Origin of the sequence: Flavobacterium sp. LC2016-13 (assembly GCF_009707955.1) — a bacterium.
GTDB lineage: Bacteria > Bacteroidota > Bacteroidia > Flavobacteriales > Flavobacteriaceae > Flavobacterium.
Window position 1 is genome coordinate 265,201 of record NZ_WMDQ01000002.1, and the last position, 24,558, is coordinate 289,758.

Genomic DNA, 24,558 nt, shown 5'->3' on the forward strand with positions numbered 1-24,558 from the left:
AAAATGCAAAATAAAATATACGATTTCATTGCAGTTGGAGTAGGACCTTTCAATTTAAGTCTGGCATGTTTAACAGCTCCAATTGAAAACCTTGACGGATTATTTTTCGATAAAAATGAATCTTTCAACTGGCATCCGGGAATGTTGTTGCAAGACACGACATTACAAATTCCGTTTATGGCAGATTTAGTGACTTTAGCAGATCCAACAAGTCCGTTTAGTTTTTTGAATTACATCAAAGAACAAGGAAAAATGTATTCGTTTTACATTCGCGAAAACTTCTTATTATTAAGAAATGAATACAATCAATATTGCCAATGGGCGATTAGAAAGCTACCGAATATCTATTTTAATACAGAAGTTACAGCGATCGAATACGATGAAAATGAGGAACTTTATATCGTAAAAACACTTTGTACCAAAACAGATGTTACGACGATTTACAAAACCAAAAAGATCGTTTTAGGAACCGGAACCGCTCCGCATATTCCAAAATCTTGTCAGTCTTTAAAAGGAAAAGCGATTCATTCGTCAGCTTATATTCAGAATAAAGCTTCACTTCAAAAACAAAAATCGATTACGGTTTTAGGAAGCGGACAAAGCGCAGCCGAAGTTTTTAATGATTTATTGCAGGAAATTGATGTTTACGGCTATCAGTTAAACTGGATTACAAGATCGTCAAGATTTTTCCCAATGGATTACAGCAAGTTAACGCTAGAAATGACTTCTCCTGAATATGTAGATTATTTCTATAATCTGCCTTCAGACAAAAGAGATCATTTGTTGAAGAATCAGAAATTATTGTACAAAGGAATCAATAAGGACTTGATTGCGACAATTTTCGATACCATTTACAACAAAAAAGTAATTACGGAGATTGATGTGAATTTAAGAACCAATGCGGCTTGTACCAAAGGAACTTATGACGAAACGAATCAGTCTTTTGAATTAGAATTACATCAGGTTGAACAAGATAAAAGATACCGTCACAAAACCGATGCATTGGTTTTAGCAACGGGTTATGGTTATAAACTGCCTCAGTTTTTAGAAGGAATTGCAAACCGAATTCAATGGGACGAAAAAGGTCGTTTTGCCACAAACAGAAATTACTCAATTGATAATAACGCAAGCGAAGTTTTCGTGCAAAACGCTGAATTACATACACATGGTTTTGTAACGCCAGATTTAGGAATGGCTTGTTACCGCAACTCCTATATCATTAAAGAAATTATCGGAGTTGAACATTATGCTGTAGAAACAAAAATTGCGTTTCAGGAATTTGGAGTTCCCGCAGCAGAAGTGATTGAATCTCCGGCATTTGAAACTATTGCATAAAATTATGGAAGCAGTACAACAAAAAAAGAGAGTTTTGGCAATAGATTTTGCCAGAGGAACAAGTGTGATTTTGATGATGATGGTGCACACCATGCTTATTTATGGTACAATTGCCACACAAACCACTACGGTTTTAGGAGAAATTATTTTATGGTTAGGCCGCGGAACAACTATGTTTTTGGTAAGTATGGGAATTTCTTTTGTATTATCAAGAAGACAAACTTTTACAGCGGTTTGCAAAAGAGCTTTATACATTTTAGCCGTTGGTTACGGAATGAATATTTTGAAATTTCTGGTTCCTGAGTTCCTTTTTGGAGGACTTCCCGAGGCTTTTATTTCGGCTTATGGTTTACAATCAGGCACATTACAAACTGGAATCTTCTTTTTGCTTTTGGGCGATATTTTGCAATTGGCCGGAATTACTTTGTTTATTATGGGACTTATTAATCATTTTAGCAAAAGTAAATATGTTCCGTTAATCGTGGCTTTAGCAATCATTTCTATTTCTAAGGAACTCAGCGGTTTCAGAGTCGGAATTGTTGGTTTAGATTATATCTGTGATTTACTTTTCAGCAATCAGTTTAATGTTTATTTCCCTGTTTTTCCGTGGAGCGCTTTCATTTTAATTGGAATGTTTTTGGGAAGATGGTATAAAGAATTAAACGAAAATCAGGAAGTCTTTTTTAAGAAAATGTTATTCGTTGGCTTGGCTTTTATTGCTGTTGGCGGAATTTTGAATTTCTCGAATCCAGAATATCATTTTGGAGATTATTACCATTTAGGACCTGGCGGAAGTATTTTATTATTGGGAACAAATCTCGTTTTATATTGGTTTGTGAACATCGTTGTAAAGCTATTTAACAAAAATAATCCAGTGTTTAATTTATTGACTTTTTGCAGTAAACACGTAACAAGTTTATACGTAATTCAGTGGGTTTTGATCAATTGGGGAATGTATGTTTTAGGTTTCTGGGAATATGATCAATGGATTGTTTTAGGATTATTTCCGGTTGTAATTGCTTCAAGTCTTAGCATTCAGCTTGCTTACAATGAAATCAAAATAGTCCTAAGTCAAAAGCCAAAAGTCCAAAGTCTAAGAAATCTTATGTCTAAGAAGTCTAACAATCTAAAATCAACAATCTAAAATCTAAAATCAAATGAAACCTATATACAGCACAACGATTCCGGATTTCGGGACTATAGATTTCCGTCCGTTGCAATTACCGACAGATGCTGCAATAATTCATGATTGGGTTAATCGTGATTATGCACAATATTGGGGCATGCAGGGAAAAAATCTCGAAGAAGTTCGTTTAGAATATGAAAAAATAACCAAAGAATCGGATGTTTTTATCGGACTTGTAAATGAAGAAATTTCGTTTTTATTAGAACGTTACAACCCAAAACAAGATATAATCGGGAATTATTATACGGTTCAGGATTACGATTGCGGCATTCACATTATTGTCGCGCCGTCAACAAAACCGGTGCATCAGTTTACGTGGCATATTTTTTCGAGCATCATGAAATTTATTTTCAGAGATCTTACCATCGAAAGAATCCTTGTTGAGCCGGACATTAGTAACAAAAAAATGTTCGATATCTGCCATCGTGTAGGTTTTGAAGATGCGGATGTGGTCAATTTACCACACAAAACAGCATTATTAGCCTTTTGTACAAGAGAGCAATTCATTAAAAAAATAGATTCATTTAACCTCAATTATACCGAAATGAATAACGAAAATCAATTAGAATTTCCTGAAAAAGCCATCACACATATTCAGCCCGAAGTTTGGGAAAAAGCCAATCGTTTGTTGGTAAAAAAAGCTATTTGTGAGTTCTCGCACGAACTTTTAATAAAACCAACATTAGAATCTGGAAATAAATATTCGCTGCTTTCTGATGATAATTCGGTTAAATATACTTTTGAAGCAGAATTACTTGCCATGAATCATTTGAATATTGAAGTAAATTCGATTTCAAAATTTAAAAATGATGCGTTAATTCCTTTAGATGCCGTTGATTTTATTCAGGAATTCAAAACCAGTTTAGGAATTTCAGAACAACTAATTCCTTCTTATTTAGAAGAAATTATCAGCACACTTTACGGAAGCTGTTACAAATTATTAAAGGAAAATTCAACTTCAAAATCGCTTGCTAATTCTGATTTTCAAACCATAGAACAAGCCATGATGGAAGGCCATCCGGGGTTTGTTGCCAATAACGGTAGAATTGGTTACAACAGCATGGATTATAAAGCCTACGCGCCCGAAGCCGGAAATCCGTTCAGGATTTTATGGCTTGCCGGACATCGCGACAGAACCGTTTATGCAGGAACTCAAAAACTGGATTATGACACTTTGATTCAACAAGAATTAGGATCAGAAACCATCGCAAAATTCAATGCCACAATTTCAGAAAAAGGGCAAAATCCAAACGATTATTTCTTTATTCCCGTGCATCCGTGGCAATGGTTTAATAAACTAGCTAATTTGTTTTCGCCAGAAATTGCCAAACAAAAACTGATTTGTGTAGGTTACGGCCCAGATTTATATCAAGCACAGCAATCCATTAGAACGTTATTCAACTTAAGCAATCCTAAAAAATTATATACTAAAACATCTCTTTCCATCCTGAACATGGGCTTTATGAGAGGTTTACCGGTTTTTTATTTAGGAACGGCTCCAGAAATGGCAGAATGGCTGGATCAATTGTTAAGTGGAGATCAATATCTTCAAAAAGTAGGTTTCGGTATGTTGGGCGAGGTCGCTTCTGTAAGTTACATCAATCCGTATTTTGAAAGTTTCGGAAAACACAATCCGTACAATAAAATGATTGCTTCATTGTGGAGAGAAAGTCCCGTAGCAAAACTCAAAAATGACGAACAATTAATGACAATGGCAGCATTTTTACATTTGGATAAAGAAGGAAATTCGTTGTTATCTGAAATTATAAAAGCATCGTCATTATCAATAGACAATTGGCTTGCCGAATATTTTAAGGTTTATTTGAGTCCGTTATTGCATTGTTTTTATCAATATGATTTGGTTTTTATGCCGCATGGTGAAAATCTTATTTTGGGATTAGAAAATCACGTTCCGGTTCGTTCTTTCATGAAAGATATTACCGAAGAAGCCGTTATTTTAAATCCTGATGTTGTGGTTCCTAAAAACATTGACAGAATTTATGCTGAAGTTCCTGAAGACGTAAAATTACTTTCGATTTTCATAGATGTTTTTGATGGATTTTTCCGTTTTATGTCGGCTATTTTGGTTTCGAGTGATAATTATTCTGAAGATCGTTATTGGGAATTAGTGGCAGAATGTATCTCTGATTATCAGGAACAAAATCCGCATTTGGAAGCTAAATTTGAACAATATGATTTATTTGCCAATGAATTTCAATTGTCTTGCCTGAACCGTTTGCAATTGAATAATAACAAAACCATGATCGATCTGGATGATCCTGTGGCGTTGTTACAATTTCAGGGAAAACTGCAAAACCCAATTGCTCCGTATAAAAAAATAATAGCTTAATTCCTTAAAGATGAATAGTATAATAACTCATCCTGAAAATGATGTTGCAAACGACGTTGTTTTTGTAAAAACAATTCCCGGTTTAGGGGTTTTTGAGCTGCGTCCGCTTGATATGGAATTAGATATTCCGTTGATTCACAATTGGGTAAACCGTGATTACGCCGTTTATTGGGAAATGAATGGATTTTCTCAAGAAGAAGTAAAAAATACCTACTATAATATTCAGGAAAAAGCGCAGGTTTATATTGGCAAATTCAATAACAATGTCGCTTTTCTATTAGAATGTTATAATCCTGAAGATGATATTGTGGGTAAATATTACGAATCGCAAAAAGGCGATAAAGGCATGCACATACTGGTTGCGCCTTCAGAAAAACCAATTCCGAATTTCACCTGGAATATTTTTACGGTAATTCTTGATTTTATTTTTAGTGACGGTAAAAACCAAAGAATTGTGGTTGAGCCCGATGCGAGAAATCATAAAATTCATTTACTAAATAAAAGAGCGGGATTTGTTTTTCAGCGTGTTCTCGATTTGCCGCACAAACAAGCGCACTTGGAATTTTGCACACGTGAGGATTATTACAAGGCATTACAACAGGTTTAAATTGAAACAAATGAAAATACCAACCCAAAATATACAGCATTTAACGAAGGAGAATTGGGACAAAGCCAATGCCATTTTGCTAAAGAAAACCTTAAGTGAATTTGCACACGAATTATTGATTGTTCCGATAAAAAGCGATTCTAATTCCTATCATATTTTTTCTCCCGATGAAAAAGCAGTCTATACTTTTAAAGCCACAATTTTGGCATTAAATCACTGGTCTATTGCTGTAGATTCTATACAAAAGACAATCGAAGGAAAAAATTCGCCTTTGCGTTTATTAGAATTTATTATCGAATTTAAAGATACTTTAGGAATTAGTGAAAGCTTATTGCCAACGTATTTAGAAGAAATTACAAGTACATTATACAGCACGGCATATAAAATCGCGAACGAAAAATATACGTCGAAAGATTTACTGGAATTAGATTATCAAAAAATAGAGCACGCCATGACCGAAGGGCATCCGTGTTTTGTAGCGAACAGCGGAAAAAATGGTTTTAATATTGATGATTTCGCCACTTTTTCTCCAGAAGCCAATGCGCCCGTAAGATTATTATGGATTGCCGGACATAGGAGCAAAGCCACTTTTACAGCTATTGAAACATTAGATTATCAAAAAGTATTGCAACAGGAATTATCTGCAGAAAACATTGCATTGTTCGAAAATGTATTAAAATCTCAGGATTTAAATGTTGATGATTATTATTTCTTTCCCGTACATCCGTGGCAATGGTTTAATAAACTGGCTTTGATTTTTGCACCTGATATTGCCGAAAATCATCTGGTTTGCCTTGGTTATGGCGATGATGAATATTCTGCACAACAATCGATTCGCACTTTTTTTAATACTTCTTCACCGGAGAAATTTTATGCAAAAACGGCACTTTCGGTAATCAATATGGGATTCATGCGCGGACTTTCTCCATATTATATGGAAAGTACGCCTGCAATTACTCAATGGGTTGCAGACTTGGTTGAAAACGATTCGTATTTACAGCAAAAAGGCTTTACACTTTTGGGAGAAGTTGCCACAATTGGTTATCGAAATTTCTTGTATGAACCTTTAGGCAGAAGCATTCCGCATAATAAAATGCTGGCCACTTTATGGCGCGAAAGCCCGATTCCGAAATTATCGAAAGGACAGCATATTATGACAATGGCAGCTTTATTGCATGTTGATCAATCCGGAAATGCTTTTGTATCAGAATTGATTCAAAAGTCAGGAATCACTGCAAAAGCTTGGATTAGTCATTATTTAGATGCTTATCTTTCGCCTTTATTGCATTGTTTTTATGAGCATGAAATGGTTTTTATGCCACATGGTGAAAACCTGATTTTAGTCTTAGAAAATCATATTCCGGTAAAAGCTATTATGAAAGACATTACCGAAGAAGTGATGGTTTTTAATGGAGAAATTCCGCTGCCCGAAAAAGTAAAACGCATTCATATTGACATGAAAGAACCGTTGAAAATCCTTTGTATTTTTAATGATGTTTTTCAGTTTTATTTCCGTTTCCTTTCTGCTATTTTATCCGAAACCAAAACACTTTCCGAAGAAGATTTCTGGTCTGCCGTTGCCGATTGTATTCACGAATATCAATCAGCTCAGCCGCATTTGCAGGAACAATTTAAAAAATACAATTTGTTTGTTCCTAAATTTGATTCGTGCTGCCTGAACCGTTTGCAATTGCGAAACAACAAACAAATGCTTGATTTAGCTGATCCTATTGACAGTCTTCAATTTGTTGGTAAATTGACAAATCCTGTTGCTGTTTTCAGTCAACAAGAAACTACAATTTAAAAGATCAAAATATTTTTTCCGCCACGAATTCACGAATTTTTTTTTTATAATTCGTGAATTCGTGGCGAATAATAATCTGCGTAAAACAAAAACTTTGCGCCCTAGCGCCTTTGTGGCAATAAAAAAATTATGTTCAAACGTTTAAATAAAATAATGCAATATGCAGAATCATTCGATTTCACCAAAGGAAGTATTAGAAAAGGAATTCTGATTCTCTCCATTCCGATGGTTTTAGAAATGGCAATGGAATCTGTTTTTGCTTTGGTTGATTTGTATTTTGTCGGACATTTAAAAGAAAGTAATTATGCGATTCAGGTTGTTGGTTTAACCGAATCTGTTTTTGCGATTATTTACTCGATTGCCATCGGAATCAGTATTGCAACAACGGCGATTGTCGCGCGGCGTATTGGCGAAAAAGAAACGCAAGAAGCTGCAAAATCTGGCGTACAAGCTATTATAATTGCAATTGCCATAAATGTATTCATTACTTTGGAAGGTTTTGTTTTTGCAAAAGAAATTCTCATGTTAATGGGCGCTTCTGCATCTGCGGTAGTTTATGGCGTAAATTATACGAGAATCATGATGGCAGGAAGTGTTTTCGTAATGCTGATTTTCCTGATTAACGGAATTTTCAGAGGTGCAGGAAATGCCATAATCGCGATGAAAAGTTTATGGATTGCCAATATTTCGAATATTATTTTATGTCCAATTCTCATTAACGGATTTTGGTTTGTTCCCGCAATGGGCGTTACAGGCGCTGCCATTGCAACAACTATCGGAAGAGGAATTGGCGTTTTATATCAATGTTATTTCCTTTTTTACGGACAGGGAATTTTAAAAATCAAATGGAGTTACTTTCTTCCTAATTACAAATTAATTCAGGGCATTATAAAATTGGCAACGCCCGGAGTTTTACAATATGTAATTGCTTCCTGCAGCTGGATTTTCCTGGCTAATCTGGTTGCTGTAACTGGTGGAGATTATGCTTCATCAGGTTATCAAACGGCAATTCGAATTATGATGTTTTTCATTCTTCCGGCTTGGGGATTAAGCAATGCGGTTGCAACTTTAGTTGGACAAAATTTGGGCGCCGATGAAATTGAAAGAGCAGAAAAAGCCGTTTATAAAACCGCCAAATACAATATGATTTTTATGGGATCTATTATGTTGGTTTGCTTTTTTAGCGCGCATTTTCTGATTTCGTTTTTTACAGATGATCCCATTATTATCAGAATTGCCGTAAATGCATTGCAGATTATGAGCGTGGGTTTTATTTTCTACGGTCTAGGAATGGTTTTAAACAATACATTCAATGGAGCAGGAGATACGTGGACACCAACCTGGATCAACATTTTAGGATTCTGGATTTTTCAGGTTCCGTTTGCGTATCTTTTGGTACATTATTATGAAATGGGACCAACTGGTGTTTTTATTGCAATTCCCGTTGCTGAAACTTTGATCACGATATTAAGTGTACTTGTTTATCGACAAGGAAAATGGAAGAGGATTATGGTTTGAGAATTTAATTTAATACTATTTAACATTTTTGTGTAAACAAAATTGTTTATTTTTGTATTATGAAAACAATAATTGATACGATAAAAGGAATTCATCCTGGATTTGTTCTGGAGCGCGAATTAGACAAACGTCATATTCGTAAAGGACAATTTGCAATTTCTTTAGGAGAATTTCCGCAGACTCTTACCGCAATTACAAAAGGTAAGCGAAGAATGAATACATCTTTAGCGCTGAAGATAGAAAAGTCATTGGCGATTGAGGAAGGTTATTTTATGGTATTACAAGTTTATTATGATATTGAAAATGAGAAGAAAAAACAAGACAACAAGCTGGAAAAAAGATCTCCTGATTTGACTTTACTTCGCTCAGTAGTATTTTGGGATACAGATATAAATAAAATAGATTGGCAAAAACAAAAAAGAGCAGTTATTCAAAGAATTTTTGAACGTGGTAATGAGTCCGAAAAAGAGGAAATAATCCGTTTTTATGGAAGCGAAACAGTGAATAGTTTTTTAAATAAATAAGGTATGTCTTTGTATTTTAATACTGTTACACCATTACTTAAAAGTGTTTTAGAAAATTTAATGCAGGCAAAAGAATTTTCTTCTTTTAGACTTGTTGGCGGAACAGCGCTAAGTCTTTATTACGGGCATCGTATGTCTGTAGATATTGATTTATTTAGTGATGCCGAATATGGAAGTTTAGATTTTAATAGTATTGATGATTATCTGCGAGCAAATTATTTGTACGTAGATAGTATGGATATTACTCCTGTAGGAATGGGAAAATCATATTACGTTGGTAATAGTAATAATGATAATGTCAAAGTTGATGTCTTTTATACAGATCCCTTTATCGATGAAATGCAACAATTTGATACTTTAAGATTAGGTAGTAAAACTGAAATTGTGGCTATGAAACTGGATGTAATACAAAGAACAGGAAGAAAAAAAGATTTTTGGGATATTGATCAGCTTCTTGAGGATTTTAGTATCAATGAAATGTTCGAACTACATGACAAAAGATACCCTTTTACTCATGATAGAAAAATTTTAATAGAAAAATTTACTGATTTTACTTTAGCCGACAATGATTTTGAACCTTTATGTCTTAGAGGTAAACATTGGGAGCTTATCAAACTTGATATGATTGAGCTCATTGAAAGTTTGAAAGAGTAAATATCTTATTCCTCACAATTCACCTTTATAATATCTTTCACATTATTAATAAAAGCGTCGGTATTTTTTATTTCTTGTTGAATAGAGATATGATAATCAGATAAATTAAACTGATCGAGCATATCTTTTTTTAAATATTTAATCATTGATTCAATACTTCGCGTATCGGTTTCGTATTGTCTTTTCAATTCGCGCTGTTTGCTTTCCAGATAATCTAAGGTCTTTTTTAACCTTTGAACGTTTCTTTTTTCCAAGTTTTACTATTCTTAAAATTAAATAAAAAACGATAATCAGGAACAGAACAAACTCAATATTTTTTCCCAAAAAACGTAATAATGAATTGAACTTTATCTCATTATCAAATCTATCTCATTCCAGATTACCGTCTTTTCCTACTTACGTTCATTTTGACTATTTGGTTTTAAAAGTTTTTGATTTTTTTTAGATATTTATTAATTTATTTAGCTAAATAACTTACAATCAGTTAGTTGTATTGTTTTAAAAGTAGAATAAAGACTACTTTTTTTTCATTTGTAAGAAATAATAATAACCGTTTTAATAACATAAAAATCAGTTTATTAATTAAACTAGTTATATTTTTTCCCGAAATAGCTCCTGTATGTTTGCATAAATTAAAACACAAAATTATGATAACATCAGTAGAAAAAATGATTGAACAATATGTTTCAGCGTGGAATGAAAACAATCTTGAAGCTTATAAAAGTGAGTTTAAAAAATGTTGGGCAACAAACGCCGTTTACATAGATCCGTATTCAGAAATTAATGGTTTAGATGAATTAGCGCATTTTGCTTATAAATCTCTGGAAATTATGCCAACAAGAAAATTCAGTATTCTTGAGAAACCCGAATTTCACCACTCATTTGGAAAATATGTTTGGGAAGTAGAGATTTCAGGTAAAACCAATATTGGTTATGATTATTTTGAATTCAATAGCAATTTTGAGATTACGCGCTTGATAAGCTTTTTTAAATTAGCGGAAGATTATCCTTTAGAAAGATTAAGCTAAATTTTCAAAAAGCATTGATTTACTTTATATCATCTAAAAGAGTCCTTACATTAGCATTATAAAATAATACAATGTACGGACTCTTTTTTCAGAATATTGCCAAACATATTCAATTGAATTCTGCTGAAGAATTACAATTAAAATCGAAACTGCATTTTAAAAACGTTGCTAAAAATGAACCGCTTTTAAAGATCGGAGAACATTGCAGAACGATTTATTTTGTTGATAAAGGATGTTTACGCATTTATCAAAACCATGAAAACGGAGACGAAACCAATATTTTGTTTTGTCCTGAAAATTGGTGGGCTTGCGATATTATGAGTTTTTCTCTGGGAACGCCCGCTACTTATGCAATAGAAGCACTTGAAGATGGCGAAGTAATAGGAATTGACCTTAAAGATTTAGAAGAACTCTATATGGAGATTCCCAAGTTAGAACGCTTTTTCCGAATCTTATTTCAAAACGGATTTGCACTTTATCAAAACCGGTTAACACTCGCACTTTCAACTTCTGCAGAAATTCGGTATACACTTTTCAACAAACAATATCCTATGCTGATCAATAGAATTTCTCAAAAACATATTGCTTCTTATTTAGGCATAACACCAGTATTTTTGAGCATAATCAGAAAGAGAAAATTATAGGATCAATTGATAATTTACAATTCAGAATTATTTTACTACGGTTGCTTCGAATTCTACTTTTAAAGTTTCAAAAAGGCTTTTCACTTCCATTAGACTTGTGGCTTGTTTAACTCCGTGTTTGGCAATCCATTCCTGAATAATGTTGAAATGTGGCCAAAGAGCTGCGGTATCGGTAGTATAAATAGTCAAACGAACAATTCCGTTGGGTTCGTATCCGGCTTTGCTAATTACCTGTTCCAGATTATTTAAGGCAAGTTTTATTTGCGATTCCATATTTTCATTGCTCGAAGTTCCGTCAGCGTTTACGGCGGCTTGTCCGGAAACATATAGCGTTCCTTCCGGATTTTTAACTTCTACGGCTTGCGCATAGCTGCGTTCATTTTGCCATTCCCACGGATTGATGATTCTTTTTTCCATTTGTTTTCCTTTTTTAGTTTGTGCCAATAACGGCATCGAGGTTATTACTAATACGACTAAAAATTTTGCTGTTTTTTTCACGATTACAGTTTAAAATTGATACTGCAAAGTTGTGCATAACATTTGGAAACAGGTCTTGACATTTCTCACGATTATAAAGTGAGAAATGTCACAAAGGAAGGTTATTAATTGTTAATTATGAATTATAAATTATGAGTTATGAGTTATTAGTTATGAGTTGTGAAATCTGTAAAAGCTGTGTGAAACAATTCTAATTTTAAAGCCAACTATTAACTTAGACTGAAAAACTTAGACTGAAAACTGCAACTTTAAGATGATAATCGGCTTAAGGTTTCGCGGGAAACGCCGAGATAAGAAGCGATCAGGCTTTTTGGAACGCGCTGAATCAGAGATGGATATTGCTTTAGAAACTGTTCGTAACGTTCTTTAGAGTTCGAAGTTTGCCAGGAAATAATGCGGCGTTGCGATCCGAGAAAACCGAAATTCGATTTCTCCAGAAAAAAACGTTCCATTTTTTGTAAACCGTTGCAGAGTTTTTTATAATCTTCAAATGTGCAGCAAAGTACTTCTGTATCTTCAAGACATTCGAGCGACATTGTGGCTTCGGTTTGGGTATAAAAAGCATAATAATCACTTTCCCACCAATCTTCCATTGCGAACGAAACAATATGCGCTTTTTCTGAATGATCTGTATAAACCAGTTTTAAAAGCCCCGAAATAACAAAGTAAGAATAGACATTCGTATCGCCTTCCTGAATAAGAAATTGGTGTTTCTTAAACTTTTTAGTGGTAAAATGAGAAGCTACAAATGCAAACTCATCATCGGTAAGCGGAATTATTTTTTCGATATGTTCTCTAAGGTTTGCCTGCATAAGGCTCAAAGTTATTCAAATTATTTTATTCAGTTACAGTGATACCATATTGAATTTTAGCATTTGCAAAGATAGCTTTAAGCATATCGAATTTTTTGTCACAATATTCTCCAATAGTTAATTTCCTATCGCTTGTTCGATAACTATTGCAGCCAAAACAAATTTCAATCCATGCAATTATAATGTTGTTTTGATCCAGAAATAAGATCGCATTTCTAGGCGTATAACAACCAAACGGTGTTATTGCATAACGTTCTTTTTTATGGGTATAATTAAAAATAATATCCGTTAATTGATTTGTTTGTTCGGGAGACAAATTTGTAATTTCCTCATACAAGTTTAGAGATAATGTATCTTTTCCTATTACAATAGAGTTCATGTAATTTATAAGATCGTGCCCCAAAGGACCATCTGTTTTGCCTTTAAAAGATATAATTTTGATTTGAGAAGTATTAGAAAAAGGAAAGCGAGTTAATCTTTCTTTCTCCGAAAAATTATTTTTTCGAACGCATTGTGCATTTTTGTCATATCGAGATTGCGAAAAAGAATATTGAACTAATAAAATCGTCAGAAATAGAAATTTTCTCATAGGAGATTGCGTTTTTTGCCAGGTGAAAATACAAATTAAAATGAAATACAAGTTTGATATATTTAGTCCAGACTGTTGCGTTACTTTGTATCGAAAACTTCAACTTCAGGATTTAAAATATGAGTAGAATACCATACAGAATCATTACTTTTATTTTGAATGTTCCATAAATAATTCTTATCCGAATAACTTTTTTTCGATATAAAAATACTGTCGTTTACCACTTTAATACTTTCTCCATAATATATTAGTACAGAACTTAGTTTTATAACTTCGTCTTTATCAAAGTATTCTTCGCGCTCAATATATTGACCTTCATCAGCAACAATTTTTTTTAGTAAAACAAAGTCGTCATTCTTTTTACAAGAAAACAACATTAAAGAAGCAATAATTATAAACGTAAATTGTTTCATTGTTTTTGACTTAGTTTTTATGGGTTGAATAGTGTAGATTTGGAATCTTTCGTCGCAAAGTAAATTAAATTTTAGTGATAATATAAATTTTGTTATCCTTCCAATAAATATTCTAATATTCTGGGATATTACCTGATTTTTTTTGCAACTCTTTAAAAACATTTTTTATTTGATTTCCTGTAGCTTCTATAACATACCAATTAACAGATATTAAATAACTTATATTTTCATTAGATAAAAAATATTCAAAACCATAACAGTCTTCTAATATTGAATGAAATTTTTTAGAATTGCCAATCCTAATAACTTTTTGCTTATAAATTTCTTGATCAAAAAAGATAAAAATTGGTTCTTCGTCTAAATAATTAGAATATATTAATTCATATTCTTCGGTAAATATTTTTTCAACATTGTGTCCAATAGAAAGATGTCCAAACTTTTTATGAACATCAAATTTTTTAAACACATCATTTAAATATCTATTTGCATCTTCCTTATTTAAAATTTCACAACTTACTTTGTGAGTTTTACATGCATTCTGAATTTCTTCAAATAATTCCATATCTCTATCTTATTGCAGATAAACTAATTTACTAATAATAAGCCTCTTTTCATTACATTCACAATTTTAGTTTTTTAATCGTTCGCTGTCCGAAAAATTGTATTTTTGTTTCATCGATGTAACAATAACATTCTACTGAAACATTCGAAATTGTATCGTACAAGATACAGTTGTATTTTACAATTTAGATAATTTTTTAAAGAATTTTAAATATCTTTGAACTATGAACACAGCAACAAAACCAAGACATATAGGAAGAAATATAAGCCGAATCAGAGAGCTTAGAGGAATGAAACAAGAAGCACTTGCGCAGGCAATTGGCACAAGTCAGCAAGCTATTTCGGGTATTGAAGGAAGTGAGACAATCGATATGGAAAAGCTTTCAGAAGTTGCAAAAGCGCTTGGCGTTACAATAGAAGCTATTGAAAATTTTTCGGAAGAATCAGTTCTTAATTTTTTTAATAATTTTTACGATAATAGTGCTAATAATGGTGCTCAAGGAAGTAGCAATAACAATATTCTTAATTTTAATCCTTTGGATAAAGTGGTTGAACTTTATGAACGTTTGGTTCAGGCTGAAAAAGAAAAGGTTGAGTATTTAGAAAAATTACTTAAAGGAAAATAGTATTCTCTATATAGAGTTTCTTATAAAACAAGCGCAAATGTCTTTTGGACTTTGCGCTTGTTTTGGTTTAGGCTGGCGCGAGCGTCCCGCTCGTGACTATTTTTTAGTAATTATGGATTTTGATTGCGTTCACGAACGAGACGCTCGTGCTAGCATGAAGAGAAAGATGTTTTGTTATCAGAGACGAGTTGGCAAACTCTATCAATTTCCTAAACTCTTATCAACATCCTGAATAAAAGTTTCGTCTTTTAGATAGTAAATCATCATCCTATCCTTTTGTTGAGAGGGATCATAAAACTCGATGAAAATTTTGTTTTCACCACTTAAACGAACTTTATAAGACCAATACAAATTTAATGTATTGTCAATATGTTGTGTTTTCATGACAGAATTATTCTTAACGATATTAAATTCATCTTCTTTGGTAAAGACAATAGAAATTTCAGAAGATAAAACTTTATAATCAAGAATATTGTTAAAAAGCACTAAAACATCTTTAGAAGTCGCATCTTTAATCGTGAAAAAATGATATTGGTTATTTTGCGTGTAGTAACTGAATACTTCTGATTTTGGAAGTTCAATTATTTCGTTTGGTCTATTAATACGCTGTTGTAGTATCTTTAAAACAGATTTGGAAGGTTCCCTTTTATATATTTCGAACTGTTTGTCAGCAAAATTCGGGAGTATGTTCTTATTTAATAATGCGTTTTCAATTACTTGTAAACATCCTGAAATGTTATAGTTTCTCATGTTAAACATAATATTGATTCCGTCAACATTATCGCTATTGTCTGAAAGATTTGGCATCCAAGTTTTGATGGTAAAATTTTCTGATTGCTCCTCTAAAAAGTACAAATACACTTTATCTGAATAAAGAATTTTTTTAGCCAGCAATTCTGCGTATTTACTAATAATAAGAGATTTATTCATTTCTTCTACGTAATCTGAAGCAGTAATAACAACATGAATATTACCATAACTTTTTTGAACTATCTTATCTTTATGTGCATATAGAATTTGAAATGTAGAAAATAAAAAAAATGTGATGTATAGTTTTATTGCTTTCATAATTATTTGTTTGTTAAACTTAAGCTCACCACTTATAGCTAATACTTGAGATTACGTTCGTTATGCTGGCGCGAGCGTCTCGCTCGTGCACACAAAGATTATCAATTAAATCAATTAATATCAATTTGTAAAACAGTTTGATCATTGTCGCTATAGTTTCTTGCCGAACTGTATTTCCAATCTACCGGATTAGTTACAAAACCACTTTCGATGGGATTATTATGAATGTAGTTTAACTTTTGCTCAAAAACTTTTAATGACCAAATCTCAATAGGTTTATTGTTTTGCTGCCAAAATTGCCTGAATTTTACATTGCTGTTTTTCTTCCCAGCTCTCTCAAACATCCATAGCATCCATTCTTTTCTGCTTTCTTGCGGGTTTTCTTCAATTGCCTTAAGCATTTTTCTAGACGTAAATCCTTTAAAATCTCTTATAAGTCCGGAAGGGTCTCCATTTTCGGATCTAAAAATTAAATGAATGTGATTTGACATAATGCAATATCCATAAATCTCCATTCCTTTATTTTTTCGACAGTAATCTAAAGATTCTACAATATTTCCAAAATACTCATCTCTTATAAATACATCTATCCAGTAAACAGTTGCAAAACTTATGAAATATGCTCCAGTCTTTTCACCAAATTTATATTTTCTGCTCATTTATTATATTTTGAGCGAATGTAAGAAATACTTTGCGTTCACGAGCGGGACGCTCGCGCTAGCGGGGATGATTTAAAAATAAACTAATTTTTAAATCATCCGATAGATACCTTATGGTTTACAGCAAATATAAATTTCTGAGCCAGATTCAAAGCAACTAGAAATTAAAGATGATACAAACCAAAGAATTTGTATAACTTCATTACGCTCTGCGAAATCTTCTCCATCTTTAAGTTTTTCTAATCGATCAGCAAGTTCTGCTTTTGAAATAAAATTAATTACAACATATACTCTTTTCTTTAGATTTGCATAAGATCTTAAAGTTTTAAAATAATCTATTGTATCAGCTGAATTTGATCCTTTTCTAATTCTTTTTATATTAGTTTGAATTCCTTTTGATGAGATATAGTTTTTTGCCCAAAAAGATTCTTTTAGAGGCCATTGATTATCGGAAGGACTTAGATTTCCTAAGTTTTTTTGTGCTTGACCAATTATTTCGTGTAGATCAGAAGCCGACATAATTGAGTTGTTATATTTAGAGTGAAAAAAAGAGATACTTTGATCACTTAAACCAATATGATCAGCCCATTCTCTTCCTAAATCGTCACAAATAAAATAATCAAAATCATTAGAATAATTGTTTTCTACAAAATCAAAAATGGAATTAGAACTGAATTTTGTACTGGACGAATTGAATGTACCTTTCTCGCTAGTAACAGTTCTTAATTCGTTAAATGGAATAAAGATTTTCATAAATGCATCAATATTTCCTAAAAGTCTACTGTCTTTGAATAATTTTCTATTACAATATACCAATTCTGGATCATCGAAAGTTATAATAAAGCTTTTGTTCCAATTGAGATATTGCAATATCGGAGTTTTAGAATCATTTTCAAATTGTATATATACATTTGCCAGCTTAGTGGATTTTAAAGTTATAGATTTTAAATTTAGTGATAAATATAAATCGTTTATTATCGTGCTTTGTATTTTATATCCATTTGCTTCGATATTAACACTCAATAAGCGTTCGAAATTTTTTACAACTTTTATTAAATTAATCTCTCGTTCTTGATTCTTAATTTTTACAAAGCATCTTTCAATTTTATTTTCTTCAAAATCAGAATAAAGTTTTGATAGTACAATTAAGATTGAAATTGGAAAAAGTTGATCTTTATATTTAACGTAGTCAACTGAAGTTGCAAATGAAGATAAAAAACTTGTCCGAGGAACATAATTTATTATTCTGTCTACAATTTTATCTGACCATTTAATAAAAGTTTCAAAGTTATTTTTTGACCCAAATTTGTTAATTCGGGAAGAGTTTACAGACAAAGAAATTTTATCATCATCATTGTTAACTCTAACATTGTTTAAAATATAACCTTGTAATCCTAATGCCGGAAGATTCTCTTTTAAATCAGTGGATTCTAAACTTTTTTGTCGAATTGCATTATTTGCGATGTTCATGTTATTCATCGTTGCTTTTTCAAAGATTGTCTCATCTCCTGTGAAAATTGATGTAATAACATTATAATCCATTGGATCAAATTTATCTAGAAAATCTTTTATGCCTGAAATGTTTTTTTTTGCAATTACAACATGATTCTCAAAATCTAATATGCATATGTAAGCAAGTTTTATTTCTTCCCATCCAGCTATTTCTTCTTCAATAAAGGTTGGTTTTCTATAATATTTAAAAACTGCGATGGAATAAAAAATATCTTTGCCATCAATAATTTTATAAGGTTCTTTTACAACGTTTAAAAGAAAATGCCCTTGTTTTTCTCTAGAGGCATCCTTAAAAGCCTCATTAATATCTCTTTTAGTAATAAATCTATCATTATCTTTTATATAAAAATATGCATTTTCATTAAGAATAATGTTTTCAATTAAATCGTCATCTTCCATAGTGATTGTTTAAAATGAATAGTAGTTTTAAAATTTTCTTAAATTTTTAAGAATTGAATGATAATGAAATTTAATATTTCAAGTAAAAGGTCGTTTTTTCTCAACTGTTTTTAGCAAAGATTACTCCTTAATAATCATCAACCTTACGGAAAACCATAATCCAACCAAAATTTATTCTCAACAAGGATACCACTAAATAAAAATGCCACAACAGGTATTTATACGGGTTTTATAAAAACGATAAAATTTCTGATGAAAAAGAGTGTTCTAGCCCAGATAGGAGCGGTATCCTTTTTCTCGGCCATCGGCAGAGAAAAAGATATAGCGGATAGCTGGAAATAGCTCCTGAAAAAAATTATAAGAAAACAGCATATATTATTCCTTAAAATGACATGAAAAAGTGGGAATAAAGTATTGCAAACCTTATATTTGTGTAACTAAGAAAAATAGAACAACCTAAAAAAATAATTTCGACATTGAATACTTCTGTATCCCAGGATTTTTTAAATAATCTAAAAACACAAACTGCAGCATCGCATAAAAGGCTGGAGGAACTTCCGGTCTCATCGTATATACTTTCTCCAAACATGAAAATGGATGATTATGCCCATTATTTAAAACTTATGTACGATGTGCATTATAGCGTCGAAACAGATGTTTTTCCGTTGCTTTCTGCCGTTGTTGATGATTTGAACGAAAGGGAGAAAAAACATTTAATCGAAGATGATCTTTTGTATTTAAATTATTCAAAACCTGTTGCAAGACCCGTTTTTAATACGCAAAACATATCGATTCCGTTTGCTTTGGGCGTTTTGTACGTGGTTGAAGGTTCTTCGCTTGGCGGGAGATTTATCTTAAAAAACCTGGAAACAATTGAGGGTCTTAATGACGGAAAAGGGGTTTCGTATTTTGCAGGATATGGGAATAAAACTGGTAGTTATTGGAAAACTTTCCTACATTTGTTAACTGCATATGAAGAAAAATATAATGTTGAAAATGAAATAATTGAAGGTGCAGTTTATGCCTTCGATTGTATTCATAATCATTTCCTGCAGACCCAAAAATAAATGAAATTAAAAGATATTGTAAATCGGGATATAGTCACTTTGACCAATTGCGAACACGAACCCATACACATACCAGGAAGTATTCAGCCGCATGGTTTTTTAATTGGCGTTACGTCAGCTTGGAAAATTGATTTTTGTACGGCAAATATTTCGGCATTTGTAGACTTGGTTTATAAAGAAATTATTGGAAAAGATTTTTGTTCGGTTTTCGGAAACGACGTTAAGGAGAAAATAACGCATTATATCAATGACGATAAAATCCAGTCGGTTTTTCCGCTTGAAATAGAGCTTTTGGGCAAATATTTTCAGCTTAGTATTCACAAAAGCCATGACGTTTATGTGCTTGAAGCTGAACCGCATTTTAGAAATAAAGAACAGCTTGCGGAGCTTTATCTTCAAAACATACAGTTTATTACAGATATGAATTCGACACGAACGCTGCAGGAATTATGTGCGCTTGTGGCGAAGGGAACGCGTGAAATTACGGGTTATGATCGTGTGATGATTTACCGTTTTGATGCGGAATATAACGGTGAAGTTTTTGCCGAAAATTGCAGGGAAGATTTAGAGCCTTTTTTAGGCTTGCATTATCCGCATACGGATATTCCGGTTCAGGCGAGGGAATTGTACATGAAAAACCAGCTGCGTTTGATTGTGGATATGGATTATGAACCTGTTCCGATTTTTACGGTGGATAATCAGGAAAATAAAAACCTCGATTTGAGCCTTTCTATTTTAAGAAGCACTTCGCCAATACATGTTGAATACCTTAAAAATATGGGAGTGGGCGCAACGCTTACAATTTCTCTTATTCACCATAACCGACTTTGGGGTTTAATTGCGTGCCATCATTATTCGGCCAAAAATATTTCACCGGAAATTAGGCTTGCCGCAAAACTTCAGGGACAATTTATTAGCTCTCAAATCGATTTGCGCCAATCTACAGATGAATATCAGATTGCGCGTAAAACAGCTTTGGCGCTGGAACATTTAACGGGTTTAGAGCTTCCGTTGGATCATTTATCATTTGAAACCATTATTGCTGATCCTGAATTACTGCATGTTTGCAATGCTGCGGGCGTTTCTATTTGCGTTGGAGGCAAGATTTACAAGCACGGCATAACGCCTTCTGATGATGAAATTGATAGAATAGCGTCAGAAATTGCGCATTATGCCAAAGAAGGAATTTTTAGTACGGAGAAAATCACCGATTATTTTCCGGAGCTGAATCCTGAAGCTGATGTTGCGGGAATTATTTATCACTCGCTTGTTAATAACAACAATATTATTTGGTATCGACCGGAAACTATTTCTGAAATTAATTGGGCGGGCGATCCTGAAAAGGCAATTGTAAAAGACAGCAAAGGTTTGCATCCGAGAAATTCGTTTAATATCTGGAAACAAACGGTTAAAAACCAAAGTAGTATTTGGCTGCATCTCGAAATAAATGCTGCGGCGAGTTATGCGCACGCGCTTCACAATCAGATTATTTTGCTGATGCTGAGTGAAGAGGAAGAAAAATACCGTAACCAAAGCGAGGTTTTGAAAGAAACAAATGCGGAACTCGAAAACATAAATTGGATTAGTACGCATGATTTGCAGGAACCTTTACGTAAGATTCAGTTAATTATTTCGAAATTAATATCTGAGATCGATCGTATTCCGCCAGAATCGGTTTTTGATGCTTTGCTGCGTGTTTCGAATTCGGCCAACAGAATGCAGGTTTTACTGCAGGATATTTTGAAATATACGCGTGTAAAATATACGAAAGAAGCACTTCAAAAAGTTGATTTAAATACTATTATGGAATCGACTATCGACGAGATGAAAGAGGTTTTTAATGAAACAGGCGCCGTAATTGAATACGAAAATTTGCCTGAAATTTATGGTATTACTTTTTTGATGAAACAGCTGTTTTCTAATATTCTGCAAAATTCATTAAAATACGCTTCTCCGGATCGATTACCGATTATAAAAGTTACGGCTTCGCAAGAGCCTGAAATATACAATTACTCGAATAAAATTTATTGCCACTGGATTACTTTTACCGATAACGGTATTGGTTTTGAACAGGAATATGCGCCTTCGATTTTTAAAATATTTACCAGATTACATACGCAGGAACAATACAGTGGTTCCGGAGTTGGTTTGGCATTGTGCAAAAAATAATGCAGACTTGCGGTGGAAATATTCAGGCTGTTGGAAAACCAAATGAAGGAACAGCAATAACGATTTACTTTCCTTGCGATCATTTGAATCCGTTATTGTAATGTTTGTTTTGCATTCGATACCATTATTAAAAACATAGATTTTCAAATATAGCCCGCGGTTTCAACCGCGGGGATATACGGATTGTGATAATATGCGACCCAACGGTTGAAACCGTTGGTAATGTTTTTACAATCCAAATAAAAAATCCTCTGTAGATACAGAGGATTTTTTATTTGGATTGATTTGTTCGTTTTTTGATTGATGATTTTAGATGATTAGAGGATTTTTTTCACGCCCGGAATTAGTAAAACCAATCCTCCCAAAGCAAAACTTCCTGCGACTATCAATGGTGAAACTACCAGAAGTTTTATGGCAGGATCAACAGCCCAGTTTCTTACGGCTAATGTAAAGCCAACAATTACAACAGGATGAAAAATATAAGTGACAAAACTATAACGTGTTAATTTGTTTAGCAATACAGATGATTTATTCCAGTTTTTTCTCCCTTTGATTAATAAAACGGTTAAGATAGAAAGCCCAATCCATTGTTCCCAAACGGCATAAAGCAATTGTTGCCAATGAAAACCTCCTGCATACCATTCTACAGGCATTTTTAGCGTGATTCTGATAACGAAAAATACGGGAAAAAACAATAAACATAACCATGAAGAAAGGGTAAGACGTTTTCTTGTTTTTTCAGAAAGTGCTTCGAACCAATTGTTTTTAGAAGCCAATAATCCGATTATGAAAAAAGCAATATATTGAGGAAAATGTCCTAATTGAAATCCGAATGGTTCTAAAACCCATCCAACAGGAAATATAATTCTAACCAAAAAAGTGACAAGACCTAAAGCAATTGCAAATAAAATAATGGTTCTTGATCCGGGAACAGGCAAAGTATTTTCGAAATTGATTTTGAAAACCGTTTTTACGATTACATAAATAAAAGTAAATACAAGCAAAGCCAACACAAACCACATCACGCCAACTTCCCAGGTATCATAACCGCTCATATATTGCAAAAAGGTAATGTGATGTTCGAGCGCAAAATAATAGACCAAATAACTCGTAAATGGAGAAATTAAAAGGGCATAAACGACTAACGGAATTCCTAATCTGATTAAACGATCTGTAATGAATTTGAAAGTTCCTTTTTTGGTGAAGGAAGCATCAGTAAAATAGGCGGCAAGCATAAAGAAAAAGCCCATAAAAAATGCCTGATTGATACTGATAAACATTTTCATTGGAATTAAAACGCCCATAATTGTAGTGGGTTCTGTATAATACCAACCTGAACCGGAATACGCAATAAAAGTGTGGTGCAGTATAACCAAAATGGTTAATAATACTTTGATGTTGTTGATGTAAACAAGCTTATTTGGCTGTTCTGCATTTTGAGATAAAGCTACATTTTGAGATGACATAATAAATAGATTTTGAGTTACTGATGGCAAACGTACAACAAGAAAACAGGGTTGTAAGTACGCATGTTATCGGCAACAAGCTTTTGTGATGAACAACAAGCTTAAGCTATTTGTCGGCTTCTCAATTGGTTATAACAGCTGTTAAAACTCTCAATTTGATTTCTGGAAACAGGCACTTTCAGATCGGTATTATAAAACGATAACACATATCCCTGAGAATTTCCGGATACTTTTTGAATCTTAAACATGTTGACCAAATAAGTTCTGTGGCTTCTGAAAAAATGAGGATAATCTGTTATTTGTTTTTCGAATTGAGTAAGGGAAATTCTTTTTAATTCGACATTGACTTCTTCATTTTCAGATTTGGTAAGTTCGATATAATTGCCATCAGCTTTTACAAATAGTAAATGTTCTAAATCTAGCGTAAAATCATCTTGTTTGACTTGCGTATTAATGAAAAGCGTCGATTTTAGAATTGTTTTTTCAGGTTCATTCGCTAACGGAACAAATTGCAGTACAAACGGCGAACCTTTTTTGGACTGAAAATAAAAACCGGTCAACCTCAGAAAAAAATAGAAAAAGATTCCTGCAACAAAGCAATTTCTGATTTCTTCGTATAAATAAAGTAATGACCAATTGAGTTTGTTATTATAAATCAGATCACGCATTAAGAAACTTCCAATGCCACACAACAGCAAAACAAAGCCAACATGAAGGTATTCGTGCAATAAACTCCAATTATTAAACCGATTTCTTTTTTGTTTGATGTAATTGAATGTTCCAAAATAAACAAACAAAATTAAGGCAGGCGAAAAAGCGTGGAAGAAACAAATCAGGAAATAATTCATTCTGAATTCCGGTTCGTAAACACCAAACGGAGTAAACAATAAAAGAAATACAAAAAGAACGGCAAAAACGGAAAGCGAACTTTTCAGGAGATTTTCTGGTTGATATCGGGTTGGATATTCAATTTCGTTTAATAAATGCTCTTTATTGATGTAAAATCCCATGGTTGAATTGCCTTTGTTCGGGAATAAAAGTACGAAAAAAGCCTTCTCAAAATCAAAAG

General features: G+C 32.9%; 24 protein-coding genes. 13 read left to right on the plus strand and 11 right to left on the minus strand.

From position 1 onward, the window contains the following. The first annotated feature begins 3 nt into the window (after positions 1 to 3). The 8 genes from GKZ86_RS04955 (at position 4) to GKZ86_RS04990 (ending at position 9,978) form a co-directional block, all read left to right on the plus strand. Positions 4 to 1,335, plus strand: a complete 1,332-nt coding sequence (locus GKZ86_RS04955) for a lysine N(6)-hydroxylase/L-ornithine N(5)-oxygenase family protein (protein ID WP_154782004.1) — start codon at positions 4 to 6, stop codon at positions 1,333 to 1,335. A gap of 4 nt (positions 1,336 to 1,339) precedes the next feature. Further along, the gene (locus tag GKZ86_RS04960) at positions 1,340 to 2,479 is read left to right on the plus strand and encodes a heparan-alpha-glucosaminide N-acetyltransferase domain-containing protein (RefSeq protein WP_154782005.1); all 1,140 of its coding nucleotides are present in this window, start codon (positions 1,340 to 1,342) and stop codon (positions 2,477 to 2,479) included. Positions 2,480 to 2,492: 13 nt separating this feature from the next. Next, positions 2,493 to 4,871: a GNAT family N-acetyltransferase gene (locus tag GKZ86_RS04965; protein WP_154782006.1), complete on the plus strand. Its 2,379-nt coding sequence runs from the start codon at positions 2,493 to 2,495 to the stop codon at positions 4,869 to 4,871. A gap of 10 nt (positions 4,872 to 4,881) precedes the next feature. Next, complete coding sequence (locus GKZ86_RS04970) at positions 4,882 to 5,478, plus strand: GNAT family N-acetyltransferase (protein ID WP_154782007.1); 597 nt, start codon at positions 4,882 to 4,884, stop codon at positions 5,476 to 5,478. A 10-nt stretch (positions 5,479 to 5,488) separates the two neighbouring features. Beyond that, on the plus strand, positions 5,489 to 7,282 hold the full coding sequence (locus GKZ86_RS04975) for an IucA/IucC family siderophore biosynthesis protein (protein ID WP_154782008.1): 1,794 nt from the start codon (positions 5,489 to 5,491) through the stop codon (positions 7,280 to 7,282). 129 nt (positions 7,283 to 7,411) lie between these two features. Next, positions 7,412 to 8,800: an MATE family efflux transporter gene (locus GKZ86_RS04980; RefSeq protein WP_154782009.1), complete on the plus strand. Its 1,389-nt coding sequence runs from the start codon at positions 7,412 to 7,414 to the stop codon at positions 8,798 to 8,800. Between the two features lie 59 nt (positions 8,801 to 8,859). Further along, positions 8,860 to 9,324, plus strand: a complete 465-nt coding sequence (locus GKZ86_RS04985) for a plasmid maintenance system antidote protein (protein WP_154782010.1) — start codon at positions 8,860 to 8,862, stop codon at positions 9,322 to 9,324. A 3-nt stretch (positions 9,325 to 9,327) separates the two neighbouring features. Then, positions 9,328 to 9,978 (plus strand): nucleotidyl transferase AbiEii/AbiGii toxin family protein, encoded by a 651-nt coding sequence (locus GKZ86_RS04990; RefSeq protein ID WP_154782011.1) that lies wholly within the window; start codon positions 9,328 to 9,330, stop codon positions 9,976 to 9,978. Between the two features lie 5 nt (positions 9,979 to 9,983). On the opposite strand, the gene GKZ86_RS04995 is transcribed toward GKZ86_RS04990, so the two are convergent. Further along, on the minus strand, positions 9,984 to 10,232 hold the full coding sequence (locus GKZ86_RS04995) for a hypothetical protein (protein WP_154782012.1): 249 nt from the start codon (positions 10,230 to 10,232) through the stop codon (positions 9,984 to 9,986). 393 nt (positions 10,233 to 10,625) lie between these two features. Between GKZ86_RS04995 and GKZ86_RS05000 the strand changes: the two genes are divergently transcribed. Further along, positions 10,626 to 11,006: a nuclear transport factor 2 family protein gene (locus GKZ86_RS05000; protein ID WP_154782013.1), complete on the plus strand. Its 381-nt coding sequence runs from the start codon at positions 10,626 to 10,628 to the stop codon at positions 11,004 to 11,006. Between the two features lie 71 nt (positions 11,007 to 11,077). After that, the gene (locus tag GKZ86_RS05005; RefSeq protein WP_154782014.1) at positions 11,078 to 11,650 is read left to right on the plus strand and encodes a Crp/Fnr family transcriptional regulator; all 573 of its coding nucleotides are present in this window, start codon (positions 11,078 to 11,080) and stop codon (positions 11,648 to 11,650) included. A 27-nt stretch (positions 11,651 to 11,677) separates the two neighbouring features. Here the strand turns inward: GKZ86_RS05005 and GKZ86_RS05010 are convergent, their stop codons facing one another. The 5 genes from GKZ86_RS05010 to GKZ86_RS05030 form a co-directional block, all read right to left on the minus strand. Continuing rightward, positions 11,678 to 12,067 (minus strand): RidA family protein, encoded by a 390-nt coding sequence (locus GKZ86_RS05010; RefSeq protein WP_154782441.1) that lies wholly within the window; start codon positions 12,065 to 12,067, stop codon positions 11,678 to 11,680. 329 nt (positions 12,068 to 12,396) lie between these two features. Continuing rightward, positions 12,397 to 12,960 carry a Crp/Fnr family transcriptional regulator gene (locus GKZ86_RS05015; RefSeq protein WP_154782015.1) on the minus strand — a complete coding sequence of 188 codons (564 nt, stop codon included), beginning with the start codon at positions 12,958 to 12,960 and terminating at the stop codon, positions 12,397 to 12,399. Positions 12,961 to 12,985: 25 nt separating this feature from the next. Next, complete coding sequence (locus GKZ86_RS05020) at positions 12,986 to 13,549, minus strand: hypothetical protein (RefSeq protein ID WP_154782016.1); 564 nt, start codon at positions 13,547 to 13,549, stop codon at positions 12,986 to 12,988. Positions 13,550 to 13,629: 80 nt separating this feature from the next. After that, a complete protein-coding gene (locus tag GKZ86_RS05025) occupies positions 13,630 to 13,962 on the minus strand; it encodes a hypothetical protein (RefSeq protein ID WP_154782017.1) in 333 nt (110 codons plus the stop codon). Between the two features lie 112 nt (positions 13,963 to 14,074). Next, a complete protein-coding gene (locus tag GKZ86_RS05030; protein WP_154782018.1) occupies positions 14,075 to 14,524 on the minus strand; it encodes a hypothetical protein in 450 nt (149 codons plus the stop codon). 223 nt (positions 14,525 to 14,747) lie between these two features. Between GKZ86_RS05030 and GKZ86_RS05035 the strand changes: the two genes are divergently transcribed. Then, entirely contained in the window at positions 14,748 to 15,149 is a 402-nt protein-coding gene (locus GKZ86_RS05035; protein WP_154782019.1) for a helix-turn-helix domain-containing protein, read from the plus strand. 201 nt (positions 15,150 to 15,350) lie between these two features. Here GKZ86_RS05035 and GKZ86_RS05040 read toward each other — a convergent pair whose 3' ends face one another. From GKZ86_RS05040 to GKZ86_RS05050, 3 genes are all read right to left on the minus strand, one after another. After that, on the minus strand, positions 15,351 to 16,217 hold the full coding sequence (locus GKZ86_RS05040) for a hypothetical protein (protein ID WP_154782020.1): 867 nt from the start codon (positions 16,215 to 16,217) through the stop codon (positions 15,351 to 15,353). Between the two features lie 110 nt (positions 16,218 to 16,327). Further along, positions 16,328 to 16,876, minus strand: a complete 549-nt coding sequence (locus GKZ86_RS05045) for a transposase (RefSeq protein ID WP_154782021.1) — start codon at positions 16,874 to 16,876, stop codon at positions 16,328 to 16,330. A 111-nt stretch (positions 16,877 to 16,987) separates the two neighbouring features. Next, entirely contained in the window at positions 16,988 to 18,787 is a 1,800-nt protein-coding gene (locus GKZ86_RS05050; RefSeq protein ID WP_154782022.1) for a hypothetical protein, read from the minus strand. A 476-nt stretch (positions 18,788 to 19,263) separates the two neighbouring features. Here GKZ86_RS05050 and GKZ86_RS05055 point away from each other — a divergent pair, with 476 nt between their 5' ends. Together GKZ86_RS05055 and GKZ86_RS05060 are read left to right on the plus strand one after the other, a co-directional pair. Beyond that, positions 19,264 to 19,854: a biliverdin-producing heme oxygenase gene (locus GKZ86_RS05055; protein ID WP_154782023.1), complete on the plus strand. Its 591-nt coding sequence runs from the start codon at positions 19,264 to 19,266 to the stop codon at positions 19,852 to 19,854. Further along, positions 19,855 to 22,023: a GAF domain-containing protein gene (locus GKZ86_RS05060; protein ID WP_228526535.1), complete on the plus strand. Its 2,169-nt coding sequence runs from the start codon at positions 19,855 to 19,857 to the stop codon at positions 22,021 to 22,023. A 317-nt stretch (positions 22,024 to 22,340) separates the two neighbouring features. On the opposite strand, the gene GKZ86_RS05065 is transcribed toward GKZ86_RS05060, so the two are convergent. Together GKZ86_RS05065 and GKZ86_RS05070 are read right to left on the minus strand one after the other, a co-directional pair. Continuing rightward, a complete protein-coding gene (locus GKZ86_RS05065; RefSeq protein ID WP_154782024.1) occupies positions 22,341 to 23,489 on the minus strand; it encodes an acyltransferase in 1,149 nt (382 codons plus the stop codon). Positions 23,490 to 23,590: 101 nt separating this feature from the next. Further along, on the minus strand, positions 23,591 to 24,499 hold the full coding sequence (locus tag GKZ86_RS05070) for a LytTR family DNA-binding domain-containing protein (RefSeq protein ID WP_154782025.1): 909 nt from the start codon (positions 24,497 to 24,499) through the stop codon (positions 23,591 to 23,593). Between the last annotated feature and the right edge of the window lie 59 nt (positions 24,500 to 24,558).

Excerpts from the sequence above, each read along its gene's own strand:
- GKZ86_RS04955 (WP_154782004.1), top strand. The coding sequence starts at position 4 with ATGCAAAATAAAATATACGATTTCATTGCAGTTGGAGTAGGACCTTTC.
- GKZ86_RS04960 (WP_154782005.1), top strand. The coding sequence starts at position 1,340 with ATGGAAGCAGTACAACAAAAAAAGAGAGTTTTGGCAATAGATTTTGCC.
- GKZ86_RS04965 (WP_154782006.1), top strand. The coding sequence starts at position 2,493 with ATGAAACCTATATACAGCACAACGATTCCGGATTTCGGGACTATAGAT.
- GKZ86_RS04970 (WP_154782007.1), top strand. The coding sequence starts at position 4,882 with ATGAATAGTATAATAACTCATCCTGAAAATGATGTTGCAAACGACGTT.
- GKZ86_RS04975 (WP_154782008.1), top strand. The coding sequence starts at position 5,489 with ATGAAAATACCAACCCAAAATATACAGCATTTAACGAAGGAGAATTGG.
- GKZ86_RS04980 (WP_154782009.1), top strand. The coding sequence starts at position 7,412 with ATGTTCAAACGTTTAAATAAAATAATGCAATATGCAGAATCATTCGAT.
- GKZ86_RS04985 (WP_154782010.1), top strand. The coding sequence starts at position 8,860 with ATGAAAACAATAATTGATACGATAAAAGGAATTCATCCTGGATTTGTT.
- GKZ86_RS04990 (WP_154782011.1), top strand. The coding sequence starts at position 9,328 with ATGTCTTTGTATTTTAATACTGTTACACCATTACTTAAAAGTGTTTTA.
- GKZ86_RS05000 (WP_154782013.1), top strand. The coding sequence starts at position 10,626 with ATGATAACATCAGTAGAAAAAATGATTGAACAATATGTTTCAGCGTGG.
- GKZ86_RS05005 (WP_154782014.1), top strand. The coding sequence starts at position 11,078 with ATGTACGGACTCTTTTTTCAGAATATTGCCAAACATATTCAATTGAAT.
- GKZ86_RS05010 (WP_154782441.1), bottom strand. The coding sequence starts at position 12,067 with ATGGAAAAAAGAATCATCAATCCGTGGGAATGGCAAAATGAACGCAGC.
- GKZ86_RS05015 (WP_154782015.1), bottom strand. The coding sequence starts at position 12,960 with ATGCAGGCAAACCTTAGAGAACATATCGAAAAAATAATTCCGCTTACC.
- GKZ86_RS05020 (WP_154782016.1), bottom strand. The coding sequence starts at position 13,549 with ATGAGAAAATTTCTATTTCTGACGATTTTATTAGTTCAATATTCTTTT.
- GKZ86_RS05025 (WP_154782017.1), bottom strand. The coding sequence starts at position 13,962 with ATGAAACAATTTACGTTTATAATTATTGCTTCTTTAATGTTGTTTTCT.
- GKZ86_RS05030 (WP_154782018.1), bottom strand. The coding sequence starts at position 14,524 with ATGGAATTATTTGAAGAAATTCAGAATGCATGTAAAACTCACAAAGTA.
- GKZ86_RS05035 (WP_154782019.1), top strand. The coding sequence starts at position 14,748 with ATGAACACAGCAACAAAACCAAGACATATAGGAAGAAATATAAGCCGA.
- GKZ86_RS05040 (WP_154782020.1), bottom strand. The coding sequence starts at position 16,217 with ATGAAAGCAATAAAACTATACATCACATTTTTTTTATTTTCTACATTT.
- GKZ86_RS05045 (WP_154782021.1), bottom strand. The coding sequence starts at position 16,876 with ATGAGCAGAAAATATAAATTTGGTGAAAAGACTGGAGCATATTTCATA.
- GKZ86_RS05050 (WP_154782022.1), bottom strand. The coding sequence starts at position 18,787 with ATGGAAGATGACGATTTAATTGAAAACATTATTCTTAATGAAAATGCA.
- GKZ86_RS05060 (WP_228526535.1), top strand. The coding sequence starts at position 19,855 with ATGAAATTAAAAGATATTGTAAATCGGGATATAGTCACTTTGACCAAT.
- GKZ86_RS05065 (WP_154782024.1), bottom strand. The coding sequence starts at position 23,489 with ATGTCATCTCAAAATGTAGCTTTATCTCAAAATGCAGAACAGCCAAAT.
- GKZ86_RS05070 (WP_154782025.1), bottom strand. The coding sequence starts at position 24,499 with ATGGGATTTTACATCAATAAAGAGCATTTATTAAACGAAATTGAATAT.